Origin of the sequence: Streptomyces sp. NPDC004542 (genome assembly GCF_040610035.1) — a bacterium.
Taxonomy (GTDB): Bacteria; Actinomycetota; Actinomycetes; order Streptomycetales; family Streptomycetaceae; genus Streptomyces.
In genome coordinates, this window is the sequence record NZ_JBEXLP010000075.1 from 15,380 (window position 1) to 33,183 (window position 17,804).

The window sequence follows — 17,804 nt, forward strand, 5'->3', positions numbered from 1 at the left end:
GGATCCGTGGACCTGTCCCTGTCGACCCGTACCGTCGGCGATCGTACGGTCGTCGAGGTCGGTGGCGAAATCGACGTATATACCGCGCCCAAGCTGCGCGAGCAGCTGGTCGAGCTGGTGAACGACGGGAATTTCCACCTCGTCGTCGACATGGAGGGCGTGGACTTCCTCGACTCCACCGGGCTCGGCGTGCTGGTCGGCGGCCTGAAGCGGGTGCGTGCCCATGAGGGCTCGCTGCGCCTGGTCTGCAACCAGGAGCGCATTCTGAAGATCTTCCGTATCACCGGCCTCACCAAGGTGTTCCCGATTCACACCTCGGTCGAGGAAGCGGTGGCGGCCACCGACTGACTCGGGTGACCGAGCGGCCTCGGTCACCGGCCGGCCCCGGGCCGTCGGCACCCTGCGGAGCCGCTGAGGCGGCCCCGAGCGTGTCGGCGGACCCGGGCCGTCGGCTGGCTGGCCCAGCCGTCGAGGTGCCACGGGCTCAGGGGATCCGTGTGCATCGACCCGGTCTTTTTGGTCCGTCCGCTTCCCGGGCGCCGATCGCCCGGACGGAAGAAGTTTCATCAGGGGGCCAGGGCTCGGCGGCCCGGCCCCCGACCGCAGTCCGATGTCCCGAGGGGGATGCATGGCCACCGTCGAACTCCGCTTCAGCGCGCTGCCCGAGCACGTCAGGACCGCCCGGCTGGTGGCGGCAGCGGTGGCGCGCAGGGCCGGGGTGGACGAGGCCGTCCTGGACGAGGTCCGGCTCGCCGTGGGCGAAGCCTGCTCCCGTGCCGTCGGGCTGCACCAGAGCGTCGGCATCACGGCGCCGGTGAAGGTGGCCCTGATCGAAGAGGAGAAACAGTTCTCCATCGAGGTCGGCGACGAGGCGCCGCACGCGGTCCCGGGGACGTCCTCCGGAGCCGCCCCGGACGCGGACGTGGAGGCCGACGAGGATGAGATGGGCCTGGCGGTCATCAGCGGCCTCGTCGACGACGTGGAGGTCAGCACCGGGGAACACGGCGGGCTGATCCGCATGACCTGGCCGACCGCACCGCCGGCCGTCGCACTCGCCTGAACCACCCCGCATCACTCGAAGGGCCCTGCTCAGCGGGGTCCTTTTTCGTGTTGCCCCACCTCGCCGTCCTGTCTTATTGTCGACATACGTCGGAATTCGTGAATGAAATCACGATCAACAGCCGATAATTTGATCAAGCGTCAATGCTTTTGGGGCATTACCGCTTTCGGGTTCAGTGGCGCGATGTCGATCATTTGCTGAAGAGCGGATGAAGGCTGATTCCGTTTACCGCGCTCTGTTTAGATCAGGTTCCGGTACCTAGAATCCGTCCACATCTTGAGCTCAGCCCAAGCGTCAAGGAGGACGAATGGCGGGGCTTTCTACCCCTCATCAGCTTGACCACCCCACAACCTTCGCAGTCGCAGTCCTGACCGACGACAACCGGATCATCGTGGCGGTCATCGCGGCCGTCGCGGTGGCCGCGCTCGTGGTCGCGGGCGTCCTGGTGCGCCAGGTACTGGCGGCGGGCGAGGGCACCGACAGCATGAAGAAGATCGCGGAAGCGGTGCAGGAAGGCGCCAAGGCCTATCTCGGCCGGCAACTGCGCACACTCGGCGTATTCGCCGTCCTCGTGTTCTTCCTGCTCATGCTGCTGCCCGCGGACGACTGGAATCAGCGTGCCGGACGGTCGGTGTTCTTCCTGATCGGTGCGGCGTTCTCGGCCGCCACCGGCTATATCGGCATGTGGCTGGCCGTGCGCAGCAATGTGCGCGTAGCCGCGGCGGCCCGGGAAGCGACTCCGGCGGAGGGTGAGCCGGAAAAGGATCTCACCACCGTCTCGCACAAAGCCATGAAGATCGCTTTCCGCACGGGTGGCGTCGTCGGCATGTTCACGGTGGGGCTCGGCCTGCTGGGCTCCTCCTGTGTGGTGCTGGTGTACGCGGCCGACGCGCCGAAGGTGCTCGAGGGCTTCGGCCTCGGCGCAGCCCTCATCGCCATGTTCATGCGGGTGGGCGGCGGCATCTTCACCAAGGCCGCCGACGTCGGCGCCGACCTGGTCGGCAAGGTCGAGCAGGGCATTCCGGAGGACGATCCGCGCAATGCCGCGACCATCGCCGACAACGTGGGCGACAACGTCGGCGACTGCGCGGGCATGGCGGCCGACCTCTTCGAGTCGTACGCGGTGACCCTGGTCGCCGCGCTCATCCTCGGCAAGGCGGCGTTCGGCGACTCCGGGCTCGCTTTCCCGCTGCTGGTGCCCGCGATCGGCGTGCTCACCGCGATGATCGGCATCTTCGCGGTCGCCCCGCGCCGCGCCGACCGCAGCGGCATGTCCGCGATCAACCGCGGTTTCTTCATCTCCGCGGTGATCTCGCTGGCCCTGGTGGCGGTCGCGGTCTTCACCTACCTGCCCGCCAAGTACGCCGACCTCGACGGTGTCACCGACGCGGCGATCAGGGGCAAGGACGGCGACCCGCGGATCCTCGCCCTGGTCGCGGTGGCCATCGGCATCCTGCTAGCCGCCGTGATCCAGCAGCTCACCGGCTACTTCACCGAGACCAGCCGCCGCCCCGTGCGGGACATCGGCAAGACCTCCCTCACGGGCCCGGCCACCGTCGTCCTCGCGGGCATCTCGGTCGGCCTCGAATCGGCCGTCTACACCGCCCTGCTGATCGGTCTCGGCGTGTACGGGGCGTTCCTGCTCGGCGGCACGTCGATCATGCTGGCGCTGTTCGCGGTGGCCCTGGCCGGCACCGGCCTGCTCACCACGGTCGGTGTGATCGTCGCCATGGACACCTTCGGCCCGGTCTCCGACAACGCGCAGGGCATCGCGGAGATGTCCGGCGATGTGCAGGGCGCGGGCGCGCAGGTGCTCACCAGCCTGGACGCGGTCGGCAACACCACCAAGGCCATCACCAAGGGCATCGCCATCGCCACCGCCGTGCTGGCGGCGTCGGCGCTCTTCGGGTCGTACCGCGACGCCATCACCACCGGAGCGCGCGACGTCGGCGAGAAGCTGTCCGGACCGGGCGCGCCGATGAGCCTGATCATGGACATCTCCCAGCCGAACAACCTCGTCGGCCTGATCGCGGGCGCGGCGGTCGTCTTCCTCTTCTCGGGGCTGGCGATCAACGCGGTGTCGCGGTCGGCGGGTTCCGTGGTGTTCGAGGTGCGGCGGCAGTTCCGCGAGCACCCCGGGATCATGGACTTCACCGAGAAGCCCGAGTACGGCAAGGTCGTCGACATCTGCACCAAGGACGCCCTCAGAGAGCTCGCCACGCCCGGCCTGCTCGCCGTCATGGCACCGATCTTCATCGGGTTCACGCTCGGCGTCGGGGCGCTCGGCTCGTACCTGGCGGGCGCGATCGGCGCGGGCACGCTGATGGCGGTGTTCCTCGCCAACTCCGGCGGCGCCTGGGACAACGCCAAGAAGCTCGTCGAGGACGGCCACCACGGCGGCAAGGGCAGCGAGGCCCACGCGGCGACGGTGATCGGCGACACGGTCGGCGACCCCTTCAAGGACACCGCCGGTCCCGCGATCAACCCCCTGCTGAAGGTCATGAACCTGGTGTCGCTGCTCATCGCGCCCGCGGTGATCAAGTTCTCCTACGGAGCGGACAAGAACCTCGGCGTACGGATCGCGATCGCGGTCCTCGCGCTCGTCGTGATCGTCGGCGCGGTGTACGTCTCCAAGCGGCGCGGCATCGCCGTGGGGGACGAGGAGGGAAACGCGGAGCGGACGTCCAAACCGGCTGATCCCGCGGTGGTTTCGTAGACCGCCTTGTCGACGCACTGCTCAAGGGGCGGGCGGAGGGCGCGGACTGACGCGCCGTCCGCCCGCTCCCGCATGTGGGGCCGCCTCACCGTGAGCCTTCTCTCGCATGGTTCAAACAGTCTCAATACGGTCTTAACGGATGTTATTACTGGGATGTCCGCTGTCCGGCGTGTAGATTCCGGGGGCCGAGAGCCATGGAAGGGACCAAACCGGTGAACAAGAAGCTCGCGGCCGCGCTGTCCGGCGGTGCGGTACTGGCAGTGGCGCTGACGGGATGCAGCAGCGGCGACAAGGGCAACCCCGAGCTGGACGCGTGGGCCAAGCAGGTCTGCGACGCGGTCCCGGCGCAGGACGCCAAGATCAAGGCCGCCAACGCCGCGATCACGAAGACCGCCTCGGACACCTCCAACCCGCCGGCGACCATCCAGAAGACCGACTCCCAGGCCTTCCAGGACATGTCCGACGGCTACAAGGCGCTCGCCGCGGCCATCAGCGGCGCCGGGGCGCCTCCCGGGGTCGACGACGGTGCCCAGCGGCAGCAGGCCGCCGTCAAGAACCTGAACGACCTCTCCGCGGCCTACGCCGACCTGAAGAAGAAGGTCGACGCCCTCGACACGAAGAACCAGGGCAAGTTCGCCACCGGGCTGCACGACATCGCCACCCAGATGACGGACCTGCAGAAGCAGAGCCAGAGCGGCACCGCGGCGCTGCAGAACCTGGAGCAGGGCGACGTCAAGGACGCCATCGCCCAGCAGACGAGCTGCAAGAAGGTGTCCGCCTCGACATCGGCGACCACCGGCTGAGCCCGGCCCGCGGGTGACAATGGGGGGCGTGAGTAACGCCACCGTGCCCTCCCTGCCGTCCGCCGACCGCCCCGACATCGCCGCCCGGCTGCGCGACGCCCTGCTCGGCGCCTCCTTCACCGCCGACGGGCTGCTGGAACTGCTCGGCGCGCCCGCCTACGCGGCGCTGGCCCGTAGCGAGACCGTGCCCGCGCTCCGGGCGACCCGCGGCGACACGCCCCTGGAAGCACTCGTACGGCTCTTCCTGCTCCAGCAGCCGGTGCCGCACGCGCGCGTGGCGGACGTGCTGCCCGTCGAGGAGTGCCTGGAGAGCGGCTGGCTGGTGCGCCCGGGCGGCGCCGCCGGGAGCGACGTCGCCGCGGCCGTGGACGTACGGCCGTACGGCGGTCCCGGCGGCGAGGACTGGTTCATCGTGTCCGACCTGGGCTGCGCGGTCGGCGGCGCGGGGGGCATCGGCAGCCGCGACGAGGGCGTCGTGCTCGGTGCCGGCGGCGCGTCCACCACCCTCGCGGGCATCACCGTCCGCACACCCGTCGGTACGGCGCTCGACCTCGGCACCGGCTCCGGCATCCAGGCGCTGCACGCCGGCCGGCACGCCACGCGCGTGACGGCGACCGACCTGAACCCGCGCGCCCTGCACATCACCGCGCTCACCCTCGCGCTGTCCGGTGCCCCCGCCGCCGACCTGCGCCAGGGCTCGCTCTTCGAGCCCGTCAAGCAGGGGGAGACGTACGAGCTGATCGTGTCCAACCCGCCCTTCGTGATCTCGCCGAGCGCCCGGCTGACGTACCGCGACGGCGGGATGGGCGGGGACGATCTGTGCCGCTCGCTCGTTCAAGGAGCGGGGGAACGGCTGAACGAGGGCGGGTTCGCGCAGTTCCTCGCCAACTGGCAGCACGTGGAAGGGGAGGACTGGCAGGACAGGCTCAGGTCGTGGGTGCCGCGCGGGTGTGACGCGTGGATCGTGCAGCGCGAGGTGCAGGACGTCACGCAGTACGCCGAGCTGTGGCTGAGGGACGCCGGTGACCACCGGGCCGACCCGGCCGAGTACCAGGCGCGCTACGACGCCTGGCTGGACGAGTTCGAGGCGCGGAAGGTCAAGGGCGTGGGCTTCGGCTGGATCACGCTGCGCAGGACCGGGGCCGCCGAGCCCTCGGTCACCGTGGAGGAATGGCCGCATCCGATCGAACAGCCGCTCGGGGACACGATCCGGGCCCACTTCGAACGCCTCGACTACCTGCGGGGTCACGACGACGCGGCCCTGCTCGCCGGACACTTCAAGCTCGCCGCCGAGGTGGTCCAGGAGCAGGTGGGGCTGCCCGGCGCCGAGGACCCCGAGTACGTGGTGCTGCGCCAGCACCGCGGGATGCGCCGCGCCACCAAGGTGGACACCGTCGGCGCCGGCTTCGCGGGCGTCTGCGACGGCACGCTCAGCGCGGGCCGCATCCTCGACGCCATCGCCCAGCTGATGGGCGAGGACCCCGTGATCCTGCGCGACCGCACGCCGGCGCAGATCCGGCTGCTGGTGGAACAGGGTTTCCTCGAGCCGGCGGGGTGAGCCGGGGCCGGGGTGCGCCGGTCCGGGAGCGTGGGGCTCGAGGCCGGAGAGAGAGGACCGGCCGGGGGATCCGGCGCCCCGGACGCCGGGAGGGCGGCGCATCGGCCGGCGCCGTCCGGCCCGGCCGGGCCTTGACCCACGCTCCGTACGGCCCGGCCCGCCCCCTCCCCTTGGGACCTGCTGACCCCGGCCGTCGGAAACCGGCCAAGCGCCCGGAATCGGGTCCTCGCGCTTCCGCGTCCCGCCGACGGAAATATTCGACCGGAAAATTACCGGCGCCCCACCGGCCGTCCCGCGGGGCGCGAAGGAGCGCGCGGAGCGTGGTCGCCCCGGTGTTCACCCATGGTTCGCCCGCCCGCCGCCCGGACGTGTCACTCTCCCCGCGCCGGGCACCGATGAACGGCGGACAGGGGGCGCGCGAAGTCATGGAGAGCGGACCGGCGATCTTCACGGGAGCGGTGTTCGCCCTGTTCGGAGCCGCACTGCTGGTGTGGACCGCCACTCGGCTCCGACGTGGTGAGCCGGTCGCCGCCGGTGTGAATCGGGTCGCATCGGCGACCTTCGCGGGCCTCGCCGCGGTGATCGCGCTGGGCCTCGGAACGTACTGTCTGACCCGCCTCTGAGGACCGCCCCCACCCTGTCGTCCCCGTAAAGGAAGCGTCACGCTCCGGACAGGGTCGGTCGGTCGGCTGGAGACTCCGGGCGGCAGGAAGGGCGGTAGTCGGGTTACCGTTCGAGTGGCCGTTGTGAGCTTTTCCCGTTTGACACGGGGGCGGGATGTACCGTCACACTCCGCAGCGTCACAAGAGATAGCCACACAGCAACGCCGCGCCCCCGGACCAAGGCCTGGGGGCCCGGCGTCGACCGGAGAGAAGAGCGAAGTTGTCCCCGACCAGCGAGACCGCACAGGGCGGCCGCCGACTCGTCATCGTCGAGTCGCCTGCCAAGGCGAAGACGATCAAGGGCTACCTCGGCCCCGGCTACGTCGTCGAAGCGAGCGTCGGGCACATCCGCGACCTCCCCAACGGCGCCGCGGAGGTGCCGGAGAAGTACACCGGCGAGGTCCGCCGCCTCGGCGTGGACGTCGACCACGACTTCGAGCCGATCTACGTGGTCAACGCCGACAAGAAGGCCCAGGTCAAGAAGCTCAAGGACCTGCTGAAGGACTCCGACGAACTCTTCCTCGCCACCGATGAGGACCGCGAGGGCGAGGCCATCGCGTGGCACCTCCTGGAGGTCCTGAAGCCCAAGGTCCCGGTCAAGCGGATGGTGTTCCACGAGATCACCAAGGACGCGATCCGGGCGGCCGTCGCCAATCCGCGCGATCTCAACCAGCGCATGGTCGACGCCCAGGAGACCCGCCGCATCCTCGACCGCCTGTACGGCTACGAGGTCTCGCCGGTGCTGTGGAAGAAGGTCATGCCGCGTCTGTCGGCGGGCCGGGTCCAGTCCGTCGCCACCCGGCTCGTCGTGGAGCGGGAACGCGAGCGCATCGCCTTCCGTTCCGCCGAGTACTGGGACCTGACGGGCACCTTCTCCACCGGCCGGGCGGGGGACCCGTCGGACCCGTCGTCGCTGGTCGCCCGTCTGCAGACCGTCGACGGCAGGCGGGTCGCGCAGGGCCGCGACTTCGACTCCCTGGGGCAACTGAAGAGCGCGAACACCCTCCACCTCGACGAGGCGAACGCCCGCGCCCTCGCCGCCGCCCTGGAGAACACCCGTTTCTCCGTGCGGTCCGTCGAGTCCAAGCCCTACCGCCGCTCGCCGTACGCCCCGTTCCGCACGACGACGCTCCAGCAGGAGGCCAGCCGCAAGCTCGGCTTCGGCGCGAAGGCGACCATGCAGGTCGCGCAGAAGCTGTACGAGAACGGCTACATCACGTACATGCGTACGGACTCCACGACCCTGAGCGACACGGCGGTCAACGCCGCCCGCGCCCAGGTCACGCAGCTGTACGGCGCCCAGTACCTGCCGGACACGCCCCGTACGTACGCCGGCAAGGTCAAGAACGCGCAGGAGGCGCACGAGGCGATCCGCCCCTCGGGTGATCGTTTCCGCACGCCCGCCGAGACCGGCCTGACCGGCGACCAGTTCAAGCTCTACGAACTGATCTGGAAGCGGACCGTCGCCTCCCAGATGAAGGACGCGACCGGCAACAGCGTGACCGTGAGGATCGGTGGCACCGCCGCAGACGGCCGGGACGCCGAGTTCAGCGCGTCCGGCAAGACGATCACCTTCCACGGCTTCCTGAAGGCCTACGTCGAGGGCGCCGACGACCCGAACGCCGAGCTCGACGACCGCGAGCGCCGCCTGCCCCAGGTCACCGAGGGTGACCCGCTGAGCGCCGAGGAGATCACGGTCGACGGGCACGCCACCAAGCCCCCGGCCCGCTACACCGAGGCCTCGCTGGTCAAGGAGCTGGAAGAGCGCGAGATCGGCCGCCCGTCGACGTACGCGTCGATCATCGGCACGATCCTCGACCGCGGCTACGTCTTCAAGAAGGGCACGGCCCTGGTGCCGTCCTTCCTGTCCTTCGCCGTGGTCAACCTCCTGGAGAAGCACTTCGGGCGGCTCGTCGACTACGACTTCACCGCCAGGATGGAGGACGACCTCGACCGCATCGCGCGCGGCGAGGCACAGGCCGTGCCGTGGCTGAAGCGGTTCTACTTCGGCGAGGGGTCCGTGACGGGCGCCGCGGCCGACGCCGGCAACGGCGACGGGGACCACCTCGGCGGTCTCAAGGAGCTGGTGACCGACCTGGGCGCGATCGACGCGCGCGAGGTGTCGTCGTTCCCCGTGGGCAACGACATCGTGCTGCGGGTCGGCCGGTACGGCCCGTACATCGAGCGCGGCGAGAAGGACACCGAGCAGCACCAGCGCGCGGACATCCCCGAGGACCTGGCGCCGGACGAGCTGTCCGTCGAGCTGGCGGAGGAGCTGCTCGCCAAGCCGAGCGGTGACTTCGAGCTGGGCGCCGACCCGGAGACCGGCCACCAGATCATCGCCAAGGACGGCCGCTACGGCCCGTACGTCACCGAGGTGCTGCCCGAGGGCACTCCGAAGACCGGCAAGAACGCGGTCAAGCCGCGTACGGCCTCGCTGTTGAAGTCGATGTCGCTGGACACGGTCACCCTCCAGGACGCCCTGAAGCTGATGTCGCTGCCGCGCGTCGTCGGCACGGACGCGGACGGCGTGGAGATCACCGCGCAGAACGGCCGGTACGGCCCCTACCTGAAGAAGGGCACGGACTCGCGCTCCCTGCAGTCCGAGGACCAGATCTTCACGATCACGCTGGAAGAGGCGCAGGCGATCTACGCCCAGCCGAAGCAGCGCGGTCGCGCCGCCGCCAAGCCGCCGCTGAAGGAGCTGGGCGAGGACCCGGTCAGCGGCAAGCCGGTCGTGGTCAAGGACGGCCGGTTCGGCCCGTACGTCACCGACGGGGAGACCAACGCGACCCTGCGCTCCGGCGACAGCGTCGAGACGATCACCCCGGAGCGCGGCTTCGAGCTGCTCGCCGAGAAGCGGGCCAAGGGGCCGGCCAAGAAGACGGCGAAGAAGGCGCCCGCGAAGAAGGCCGCCCCGGCGAAGAAGACCGCGGCGAAGAAGACGGCCGCGAAGAAGACCACCACGGCCGCCAAGAAGACCACCGCCAAGAAGACCACCGCGAAGAAGGCGACCGCCTCCAAGGCGGCGGAGGACTGAGGCGAGGCGGCGCAGGACCGGGGCGAAACGCCGGAGGACCGGCCGAGTGCCGGACCACTGAGGGTCCGGTACCCCGGTGGCCCGGCACCCGCCGGTCCTTCACACAAGTCACACGAGTACTTCGCGAAGAGAACGCCCCGGCATCACTTTGGTGTCGGGGTGTGCGCACGCCCGGACGGCCATCACAGGCTGTCAGCCGCTGCCGATAGGCTGAATCCATGACGCGAGCCGAGCAGCCGACGGCCCACCACCCGGCCCCCGACGACACCCTCGTGGCGGACTCCCGTGAGCGCGCCGTCCGTGCGCTGCTGCGGCGGCCCCAGCTGAAGCGGCTGTGGAGCGCGCAGCTCGTGAGCGGTGTCGGCGACACCCTCACGCTCTTCGTGCTGGTCGTCCTCGCCCTGCAGGCCGCGATCGCCGAAGGCTCGTTCGGCGGGGGCTACCGGGGCGTGGCGTTCGCGGTGGCGACCGTCTTCGCGGCGCGCGTCCTGGCGACCCTCCTCTTCGGAGCCGTCCTGCTCGGACCGCTCACCTCGCTCACCGCACAAGAGGGCCCGCTCGACCGCCGCTGGACCATGGTCGGCGCCGACGGGCTGCGCGCCGCCCTGCTGATCGTCGCCCCGCTGTGGATCGACTGGACCCCTGCCGACGCGCCGGCCCTCCTGCTGGTCACCGCCTTCGTGAGCGGGGTCGCCGAGCGTTTCTGGACCGTGTGCCGGGAGAGCGCGGCCCCGGCGCTGCTGCCCGCCCCGCCCCCTGAGGGCGCGACGGTGCGGCCGTTGCCGGACCACATGGACGCGCTGCGCCGCCTGTCACTGCGCACCGGCTTCGTCGCGGTCCCCCTGGCCGCCGTCGCCCTCGTCGTCGCCTCGCTGTTCAACAACCTGCTGGGCGCCGGGATCGCCTGGTTCGCCCAGCACCAGGCGGCCCTCGGGGCGTACGTGGCGGCCGGTCTGTTCGCCGCCTCGCTGTCCGTGCTGACCTCCCTGGAACTGCCCGCCACGCGCACCCCGCGCGCGCGGTCCCCGCTCGAGGGACTGCGCCGCCCCAAGAGCGGCACGGGCACCGACAAGGGCCGCACGGGCGCGCTGCCGCTGTTCGTCCTGGCCTGCGCCGCCGTCGCCGCGGCGATCTCCGCCGCCGTGGCCGTGGCCGTCCTGCACGCCAAGGACCTGGGCGGCGGTCCGGTGCTGTACGGGCTGCTGGTGCTCGCGCTGACCGGCGGGGTCGGCGTCGGCATCCGTACGGCGCCCTCCCTCCTGCCCTCGCTCTCCCGTCGCCGGATGCTGGCGCTGGCGATCGCCTTCACCGGAATCGCGCTGCTGGCCGCCGGTCTGGTCCCGGACGTGACCAGCGTGCTGCTGATCTCCGCGCTGGCCGGCATCGGCGCCGGTGTCGCCGCCAACACCGGGCACACCCTCCTCGACCAGGAGAGCGAGGAGTACCGCCGGCCGCGCACGACCGAACACCTGCACGCGGTGGTACGGGTCTTCGTGGCGCTCGGCGCGCTGATCGCGCCCCTGGTGGCGGCGCTCATCGGCCCGCACCGCCTGGAGAACGGCAAGTTCGTGTTCGCGCACGGTGGCGCGGCGTTCACGCTGATGCTGGTCGGCGCGCTGCTGCTGCCGGTGGCCGCGCTGGTGCTGGCCAAGGCCGACGACCGCTCCGGGGTCCCGCTGCGGCACGACCTGCGGGACGCGCTGCTCGGCGGCGACGACCCCGACACGGCCCCGGCGGCGGGCAACGGCTTCTTCATCGCCCTGGAGGGCGGCGACGGCGCCGGCAAGTCCACCCAGGCCGAGGCCCTCGCCGAGTGGATCCGCGCCAAGGGCCACGAGGTCGTGCTCACCCGTGAGCCCGGGGCGACGCCGGTGGGCAAGAGGCTGCGCTCCATCCTGCTGGACGTGTCGTCGGCGGGCCTGTCGCACCGGGCGGAGGCGCTGCTGTACGCCGCCGACAGGGCGGAGCACATCGACACCGTCGTACGGCCCGCCCTGGAGCGGGGGGCCGTCGTCGTCTCCGACCGGTACATCGACTCGTCGGTGGCCTACCAGGGGGCGGGCCGCGACCTGTCCCCGACCGAGATCGCCCGCATCAACCGCTGGGCGACCAACGGACTCGTCCCGCACCTGACCGTCCTGCTCGACGTCTCCCCGGAGACCGCCCGCGAGCGGTTCACGGAGGCCCCGGACCGGCTGGAGTCGGAGCCCGCCGAGTTCCACGCACGCGTGCGGGCCGGTTTCCTCACCCTCGCCGCCTCCGACCCCGGCCGCTACCTGGTCGTCGACGCCGGTCAGGAGCCCGAGGCCGTCACGACCGTGATCCGGCACCGGCTCGACACCGTGCTGCCGCTGTCCGAAGCGGAGATCAAGGCCCAAGAGGAGGCGCGGAGGAAGGCCGAGGAGGAGGCCCGCCGCAGGGCCGAGGAGGAGGCCGCCCGCAAGGCCGAGGAGGAGCGCCTGGAGCGGGAGCGCCAGGAGCAGCTCGCCAAGCTGCGCGCCGAGGAGGAGGAGCGCAAGCGGCGCGAGCTGGAGGAGGCGCAGCGCCGGGAGGCCGAACGGCAGGCGGAGGAGGCCCGGCAGCGGGCCGAGGAAGCGCGGCGCCGGGCCGAGGAGGAGCGGCAGCGGCTGCTCGCCGAGGAGAAGGCCCGCGCCGAGGAGGAGGCCCGCCGCCGGGCCGAGGAGGAGCGGCGGCGCAGGGAGGCCGAGGAACAGGCCCGGCTGCACGCCGACGCCGAGGCGCGGCGCCTGGAGAAGCAGCGCAAGGCCGAGGAGGCGCTGCTGCGTGCCGAGGAGGCCCGCAGGGCGGCCGAGCGGGCCGCGGCCGAGGTGCAGGCCGGTCCGCGCCCGGTGGTTCCCGATGCCGCGTCGGCCCCGCCGGAGGCCGTGACGGTGCCCACGCCCGTCGTGACGCCGGGGAACGCGCCGGGCGGCCGGGCGGATTCGGCCGGTCCGGCGGATCCGGGCGGTCCCGCGGAGCAGACGGCCGTGCTGCGGCCCGTCCGGGACCGGGACACCGACTCCGAGACGACGGCGGAACTGCCGCAGCCTCCGGCGCCCTCCGGCGCGGCGGACGAGACGGCGGTGCTGCCGCCGGTGCCGGCCGGCGCGGCGGACGAGACCGCCGTACTGCCCCCGGTGCCGACCGATCCGGCGGACGAGACCGCCGTACTGCCCCCGGTACGGGGCGCGGACCCCGCGCAGCGGGTGCCGCAGGGGTTCTTCCGCGACGAGCGGCCGGCCCCGGGCGAGCGGCCGGCCGCGGGCCCCGACGGCTCCGGCGACCGGACCCGGGAGCTGCCGCAGGTCGACGAGGACGGGGCGCCCCGGCGGCGGCAGCGGTCCGACTGGGCCGAGGAGACCCCGCTGGACGACCTGCCGTCGCTGGCGGACGAACTGCTCGGACCGCACCGCGACGACGACGATCCCGACGAGGGTCAGCGCCCCCGGCGGGGCCGGGGGCGCTGAGGCACTCCTTCGCCGACCGGGCCGCCGTGGGCCGGGCAGCCGTCGACCGGGCCGTTGTCAGAGCCACCCCGCACAATGGACTGCGCAAGGTGAACGTGACGGAAGGGCGGCGTGACCCATGACCGTGTGGGACGACCTCGTCGGGCAGGAGAAGGTGAGCGCGGTGCTCGAGGCCGCCGCTCGGGACGCCGACGCCCTCGTCACCGCGGTCGCCACCGACGCCCCCCGGCCGGAGGCGTCCCGGATGACGCACGCCTGGCTGTTCACGGGGCCGCCCGGGGCGGGCCGCAACCAGGCGGCGCGGGCCTTCGCCGCCGCGCTGCAGTGCGTGAGCCCCGACCGCGCCCTCGGCGGGACCCCCGGCTGCGGCTTCTGCGACGGCTGCCACACCGCACTCGTCGGCACCCACGCCGACGTCACCACGGTCGCCGCGGTCGGCGCCGAGATCCTGGTGAAGGACATGCGGGACACGGTCCGCAAGTCGTTCACCGCACCGGCGAACGGCCGCTGGCAGATCATCCTCGTCGAGGACGCCGAGCGGCTGAACGAGAAGTCCGCCAACGCCGTCCTCAAGGCCGTGGAGGAGCCCGCCCCGCGTACGGTCTGGCTGCTGTGCGCCCCCTCGATCGAGGACGTCCTGCCCACCATCCGCTCCCGCTGCCGCCACCTCACCCTGCGCACGCCCCCGGTCGACGCCGTCGCCGACATGCTCGTCCGGCGCGAGGGCGTCGAACCCGGCGTGGCCGCCGCGGCGTCCCGCGCCACACAGGGCCATGTCGACCGGGCCCGCCGCCTGGCCACCGACCCCGCCGCCCGCGAGCGCCGTGCCGCCGTGCTGAAGCTGCCGCTGCGGCTCGACGAGGTCGGTGCCTGTCTCAGGGCCGCGCAGGAGCTGGTGGACGCCGCGGCGGAGGACGCCAAGCAGCTCGCCGAGGACATGGACGGCAAGGAGTCGGAGGAGCTGAAGGCTGCGCTCGGCGCCACCCAGGGCGGTCGGCTGCCGCGCGGTACGGCGGGCGTGATGAAGGACCTGGAGGACATGCAGAAGCGGCGCAGGACGCGTACGCAGCGCGACAGCCTGGACGTCGCGCTGAGCGACCTCACCGCCTTCTACCGCGACGTCCTCGCCCTCCAGTTCGGCTCCCGGGTGGCGATCGCCAACGCGGACGCCGAGGATGCTCTGGAGCGGCTCGCCCGGAGCAGCTCCCCGGAATCCACACTCCGCCGCATCGAGGCGATCGCCGCCTGCCGCGAGGCCCTGGACCGCAATGTGGCGCCGCTGCTGGCGGTGGAGGCGATGACGATGGCACTGAGAGCGGGGTGACCGGCACCCGGATGGCATCACCCGTAAGAGCCACGGCGCACACGTAGGGCATCCGATCCATGGCACAGCGTTACGCTCGCCTGATGCACCTCAGGCGAATCCTCCGCCCGACCGCCCGAACCACCGAGACCCCCCGACCCCGGCCCCGCCGCGGCAGAGTGGCCGTGCCCCTCCTCGCGGCCGCCGCGCTGCTCGCCTCCGCCTGCTCCTCCGGGAGCACGACGAGCGCGACGACCACGACCGCGGCCGACGGCGCGGCAGAGGCGGCGCTCGCCGCGCTGCCCCACCGCACCCCGTCCGCCCTCACGTCGTACTACACGCAGAGACTGACCTGGCGCAGCTGCGGTGTCCCCGGCTTCCAGTGCGCCACGATGAAGGCCCCGCTGGACTACGACAAGCCCGGCGCCGGAGACGTCCGCCTCGCCGTCGCACGCAAGAAGGCCACCGGCAAGGGCAAGCCCATCGGCTCGCTCCTGGTCAACCCGGGCGGGCCGGGCGGCTCGGCGATCGCCTACCTCCAGCAGTACGCCGGCATCGGCTACCCGTCCCAGGTCCGCTCCCGCTACGACATGGTCGCGATGGACCCGCGCGGTGTCGCCCGCAGTGAGCCCGTCGAATGCCTCAGCGCGCGGCAGATGGACGCCTACACCCAGACGGACGTCACCCCCGACGACCGGAAGGAGACGAACGCGCTGGTCAAGGAGTACAGGAAGTTCGCCGAGGGGTGCGGGGCGCACGACTCCCGGCTGCTCCGTCACGTCTCCACGGTGGAGGCGGCCCGGGACATGGACATCCTGCGGGCCGTACTGGGCGACCGGAAGCTGAACTACGTGGGGGCGTCGTACGGGACGTTCCTCGGGGCGACGTACGCGGGCCTGTTCCCCGCGCGCGTGGGCCGGGTGGTCCTGGACGGCGCGATGGATCCCTCGCTCTCCGCGCGCCGCATGAACCTGGACCAGACCGCCGGCTTCGAGACGGCGTTCCAGGCCTTCGCGAGGGACTGCGTACGGCACAGCGACTGCCCGCTCGGCCACAGGGGCACGACGCCCGCCCAGGTCGGCGACAACCTCAAGGCCTTCTTCCGCAAGCTCGACGCCCACCCCGTTCCCACCGGCGACGCGGGCGGCCGCAAGCTCGGTGAGGCCCTGGCCACGACCGGGGTGATCGCCGCGATGTACGACCAGGAGGCCTGGCCGCAACTGCGGGCCGCCCTGGCCTCGGCGATGAAGAACAAGGACGGTGCGGGTCTGCTGGCCCTCTCCGACAGCTACTACGAACGCGACGCCGCGGGCCACTACACGAACCTGATGTACGCCAACGCCGCCGTGAACTGCCTGGACCTGCCGGCCGCGTTCGCCACCCCCGACCAGGTCGAGAAGGCCCTCCCCACCTTCGAGAAGGCCTCCCCGGTCTTTGGTGAGGGCCTCGCCTGGGCCTCCCTGAACTGCGCGTACTGGCCGGTGAAGCCCACCGGCGAACCCCACCGCATCCAGGCCGGGGGGTCCGCCCCGATCGTCGTGGTCGGCACCACCCGCGACCCGGCCACCCCCTACCGCTGGGCCCAGTCCCTCGCCGGTCAGCTCTCCTCGGGCCGCCTCCTCACCTACGTCGGCGACGGCCACACCGCCTACACGCGGGGCAGCGCCTGCATCGACTCCGCGATCAACACCTACCTCCTGCGCGGCACACCCCCCGCCGCAGGCAAGCGCTGCACCTGACCCGGCTCCCCGCCCCGCCACACGCCCCGGAGCCCCCTGCCCCGGGGCGTGTGCGAAGCACCCCCGGAAACTGTGTAGACTTACCGACGTTGCTGATCGCACCATGGTGCGGGCAGCGCGCCGCTTTAGCTCAGATGGCCAGAGCAACGCACTCGTAATGCGTAGGTCTCGGGTTCGAATCCCGAAAGCGGCTCCGAGGCGAAGTGGCTGGTCAACAGCCTAACGCGACGGCCCCCCGGCAAGATCACTGCCAGGGGGTCATGCGCATTTAGTACATGCGGTTTTGATCGCTAGGCGTCGGTGAGCGACGCATCCAAAAGCGCCAGTGCGACCTTACGGCCGACGTCGAGGGCGTCCGCCACCTCTGTTCACGGTGGCAACCTTGATCTGGAGGGTCTCCGCGGGGCCGAGGCCGATGCCCCGGGTGCGTCCCTGGAGCCGGGATGTCCTCCTGCCTCTGTCTGCCGCGCTTCGAGAGCACCGCTGAGCTGGCAGTTCGCCACACGAACCGCATCACGCACTACACCGGAGCCCTGGGCCCGGTCCTTGTGCGCCAGAACGTCGTTCGTATCGTTGGACTCCCACCACGCGACGAGGCGTCTGCTGTGCGGGGAGGGGCAGAGAATGCAGGCCGGTCACCCGGAAAGAGGACCTGGTATGCCAAGTGGGGCGGACGAAGTGCGTCGGGCATGGGGCCGCGTGACGCAATGGCTGGAGCGGAATGCTCCGAAGAACACCGCGGCATTGCAACCACCCGCGACGTCGAAGCAGATCAGCGACGCAGAGAGCAAACTGGGCCTGTCGCTCCCCGAAGAGTTGCGGGTATGGCTCCTCATCAACAACGGCGTGGGAATGAAGGAGGCCCGGCAGGGATGGCTGTCTCCGGCCCCCGGCAGCAGTTTCGTACCGTACGGGTGGCACCTTCTGTCCACTGCCGAGCTGGTCAAGGTGTATGAGCGGCGGATGGATTTCCAGAGGACGGGTGACGTACCTGATGACGAGGACGACGAGGTCCTGGTATGGCGTCGCGAGTGGTTCCCGTTCATCGCCGACAGTGACGAACTGTACGGACGGTTCATTGACGGCAGGACAGGGGCGGTGGGGAAATGGAACGACGGGGACATGAACCGCCTCGGGACCCACAACTCGCTGACGGAGTTCTTCGATGAACTTGCCGATCTCATGAGCACGAACGCCCGCGTGGTGGACGGCGGTATCGAGTGGCGTTGACCGGGACCAGGCAGCATCCCCGCGGTTGACGACGAACCACCCGAAAAAGAAAATGGCCCCTGGGTGACCAGGGGCCATTTTCCTGTGACGACGTCGATCAGCTCGGCTTGTCCGCCTGCAGCCAGTATCCGGGGTCTTCAAAGTTGAGCGGTGCGGAGGTGTCCGCGGGCCCGGCGGGTGGTGACGCAGCGTGTCCGTAGCCGTTGGTTGTCGGCATTGCGAAGGC

At 71.3% G+C, this 17,804-nt stretch carries 11 protein-coding genes and 1 tRNA gene; all 12 read left to right on the forward strand.

Features of this window, described 5'->3' with window-relative positions:
* Positions 1 to 6 precede the first annotated feature (6 nt).
* The 12 genes from bldG to ABZX30_RS29585 all read left to right on the forward strand — a co-directional run bounded on the left by bldG (position 7) and on the right by ABZX30_RS29585 (position 17,578).
* The gene (bldG, locus tag ABZX30_RS29530) at positions 7 to 348 is read left to right on the forward strand and encodes an anti-sigma factor antagonist BldG (protein ID WP_010986038.1); all 342 of its coding nucleotides are present in this window, start codon (positions 7 to 9) and stop codon (positions 346 to 348) included.
* Positions 349 to 628: 280 nt separating this feature from the next.
* On the forward strand, positions 629 to 1,060 hold the full coding sequence (locus tag ABZX30_RS29535) for an ATP-binding protein (RefSeq protein WP_355938733.1): 432 nt from the start codon (positions 629 to 631) through the stop codon (positions 1,058 to 1,060).
* Positions 1,061 to 1,367: 307 nt separating this feature from the next.
* Positions 1,368 to 3,776: a sodium-translocating pyrophosphatase gene (locus tag ABZX30_RS29540; RefSeq protein WP_355938735.1), complete on the forward strand. Its 2,409-nt coding sequence runs from the start codon at positions 1,368 to 1,370 to the stop codon at positions 3,774 to 3,776.
* 194 nt (positions 3,777 to 3,970) lie between these two features.
* Positions 3,971 to 4,579 (forward strand): small secreted protein, encoded by a 609-nt coding sequence (locus ABZX30_RS29545; RefSeq protein WP_355938736.1) that lies wholly within the window; start codon positions 3,971 to 3,973, stop codon positions 4,577 to 4,579.
* A gap of 19 nt (positions 4,580 to 4,598) precedes the next feature.
* Complete coding sequence (locus ABZX30_RS29550) at positions 4,599 to 6,137, forward strand: class I SAM-dependent methyltransferase (protein ID WP_355938738.1); 1,539 nt, start codon at positions 4,599 to 4,601, stop codon at positions 6,135 to 6,137.
* 425 nt (positions 6,138 to 6,562) lie between these two features.
* Entirely contained in the window at positions 6,563 to 6,760 is a 198-nt protein-coding gene (locus tag ABZX30_RS29555; RefSeq protein ID WP_355938750.1) for a hypothetical protein, read from the forward strand.
* Positions 6,761 to 7,019: 259 nt separating this feature from the next.
* On the forward strand, positions 7,020 to 9,839 hold the full coding sequence (gene topA / locus ABZX30_RS29560; protein WP_355938740.1) for a type I DNA topoisomerase: 2,820 nt from the start codon (positions 7,020 to 7,022) through the stop codon (positions 9,837 to 9,839).
* Between the two features lie 218 nt (positions 9,840 to 10,057).
* Complete coding sequence (tmk, locus tag ABZX30_RS29565; RefSeq protein ID WP_355938742.1) at positions 10,058 to 13,306, forward strand: dTMP kinase; 3,249 nt, start codon at positions 10,058 to 10,060, stop codon at positions 13,304 to 13,306.
* A 118-nt stretch (positions 13,307 to 13,424) separates the two neighbouring features.
* The gene (locus ABZX30_RS29570; protein ID WP_355938744.1) at positions 13,425 to 14,630 is read left to right on the forward strand and encodes a DNA polymerase III subunit delta'; all 1,206 of its coding nucleotides are present in this window, start codon (positions 13,425 to 13,427) and stop codon (positions 14,628 to 14,630) included.
* A gap of 83 nt (positions 14,631 to 14,713) precedes the next feature.
* On the forward strand, positions 14,714 to 16,348 hold the full coding sequence (locus ABZX30_RS29575) for an alpha/beta hydrolase (protein WP_355938746.1): 1,635 nt from the start codon (positions 14,714 to 14,716) through the stop codon (positions 16,346 to 16,348).
* Positions 16,349 to 16,467: 119 nt separating this feature from the next.
* Positions 16,468 to 16,541, forward strand: a tRNA-Thr gene (locus tag ABZX30_RS29580).
* A gap of 506 nt (positions 16,542 to 17,047) precedes the next feature.
* Positions 17,048 to 17,578 (forward strand): SMI1/KNR4 family protein, encoded by a 531-nt coding sequence (locus tag ABZX30_RS29585; protein ID WP_355938748.1) that lies wholly within the window; start codon positions 17,048 to 17,050, stop codon positions 17,576 to 17,578.
* Positions 17,579 to 17,804 lie beyond the last annotated feature (226 nt).

What these genes read in the sequence shown, in the direction of transcription:
- ABZX30_RS29535 (WP_355938733.1), top strand. Translation starts at nt 629, where the DNA reads ATGGCCACCGTCGAACTCCGCTTCAGCGCGCTGCCCGAGCACGTCAGG.
- ABZX30_RS29540 (WP_355938735.1), top strand. Translation starts at nt 1,368, where the DNA reads ATGGCGGGGCTTTCTACCCCTCATCAGCTTGACCACCCCACAACCTTC.
- ABZX30_RS29545 (WP_355938736.1), top strand. Translation starts at nt 3,971, where the DNA reads ATGGAAGGGACCAAACCGGTGAACAAGAAGCTCGCGGCCGCGCTGTCC.
- ABZX30_RS29550 (WP_355938738.1), top strand. Translation starts at nt 4,599, where the DNA reads ATGGGGGGCGTGAGTAACGCCACCGTGCCCTCCCTGCCGTCCGCCGAC.
- ABZX30_RS29555 (WP_355938750.1), top strand. Translation starts at nt 6,563, where the DNA reads ATGGAGAGCGGACCGGCGATCTTCACGGGAGCGGTGTTCGCCCTGTTC.
- tmk (WP_355938742.1), top strand. Translation starts at nt 10,058, where the DNA reads ATGACGCGAGCCGAGCAGCCGACGGCCCACCACCCGGCCCCCGACGAC.
- ABZX30_RS29570 (WP_355938744.1), top strand. Translation starts at nt 13,425, where the DNA reads ATGACCGTGTGGGACGACCTCGTCGGGCAGGAGAAGGTGAGCGCGGTG.
- ABZX30_RS29575 (WP_355938746.1), top strand. Translation starts at nt 14,714, where the DNA reads ATGCACCTCAGGCGAATCCTCCGCCCGACCGCCCGAACCACCGAGACC.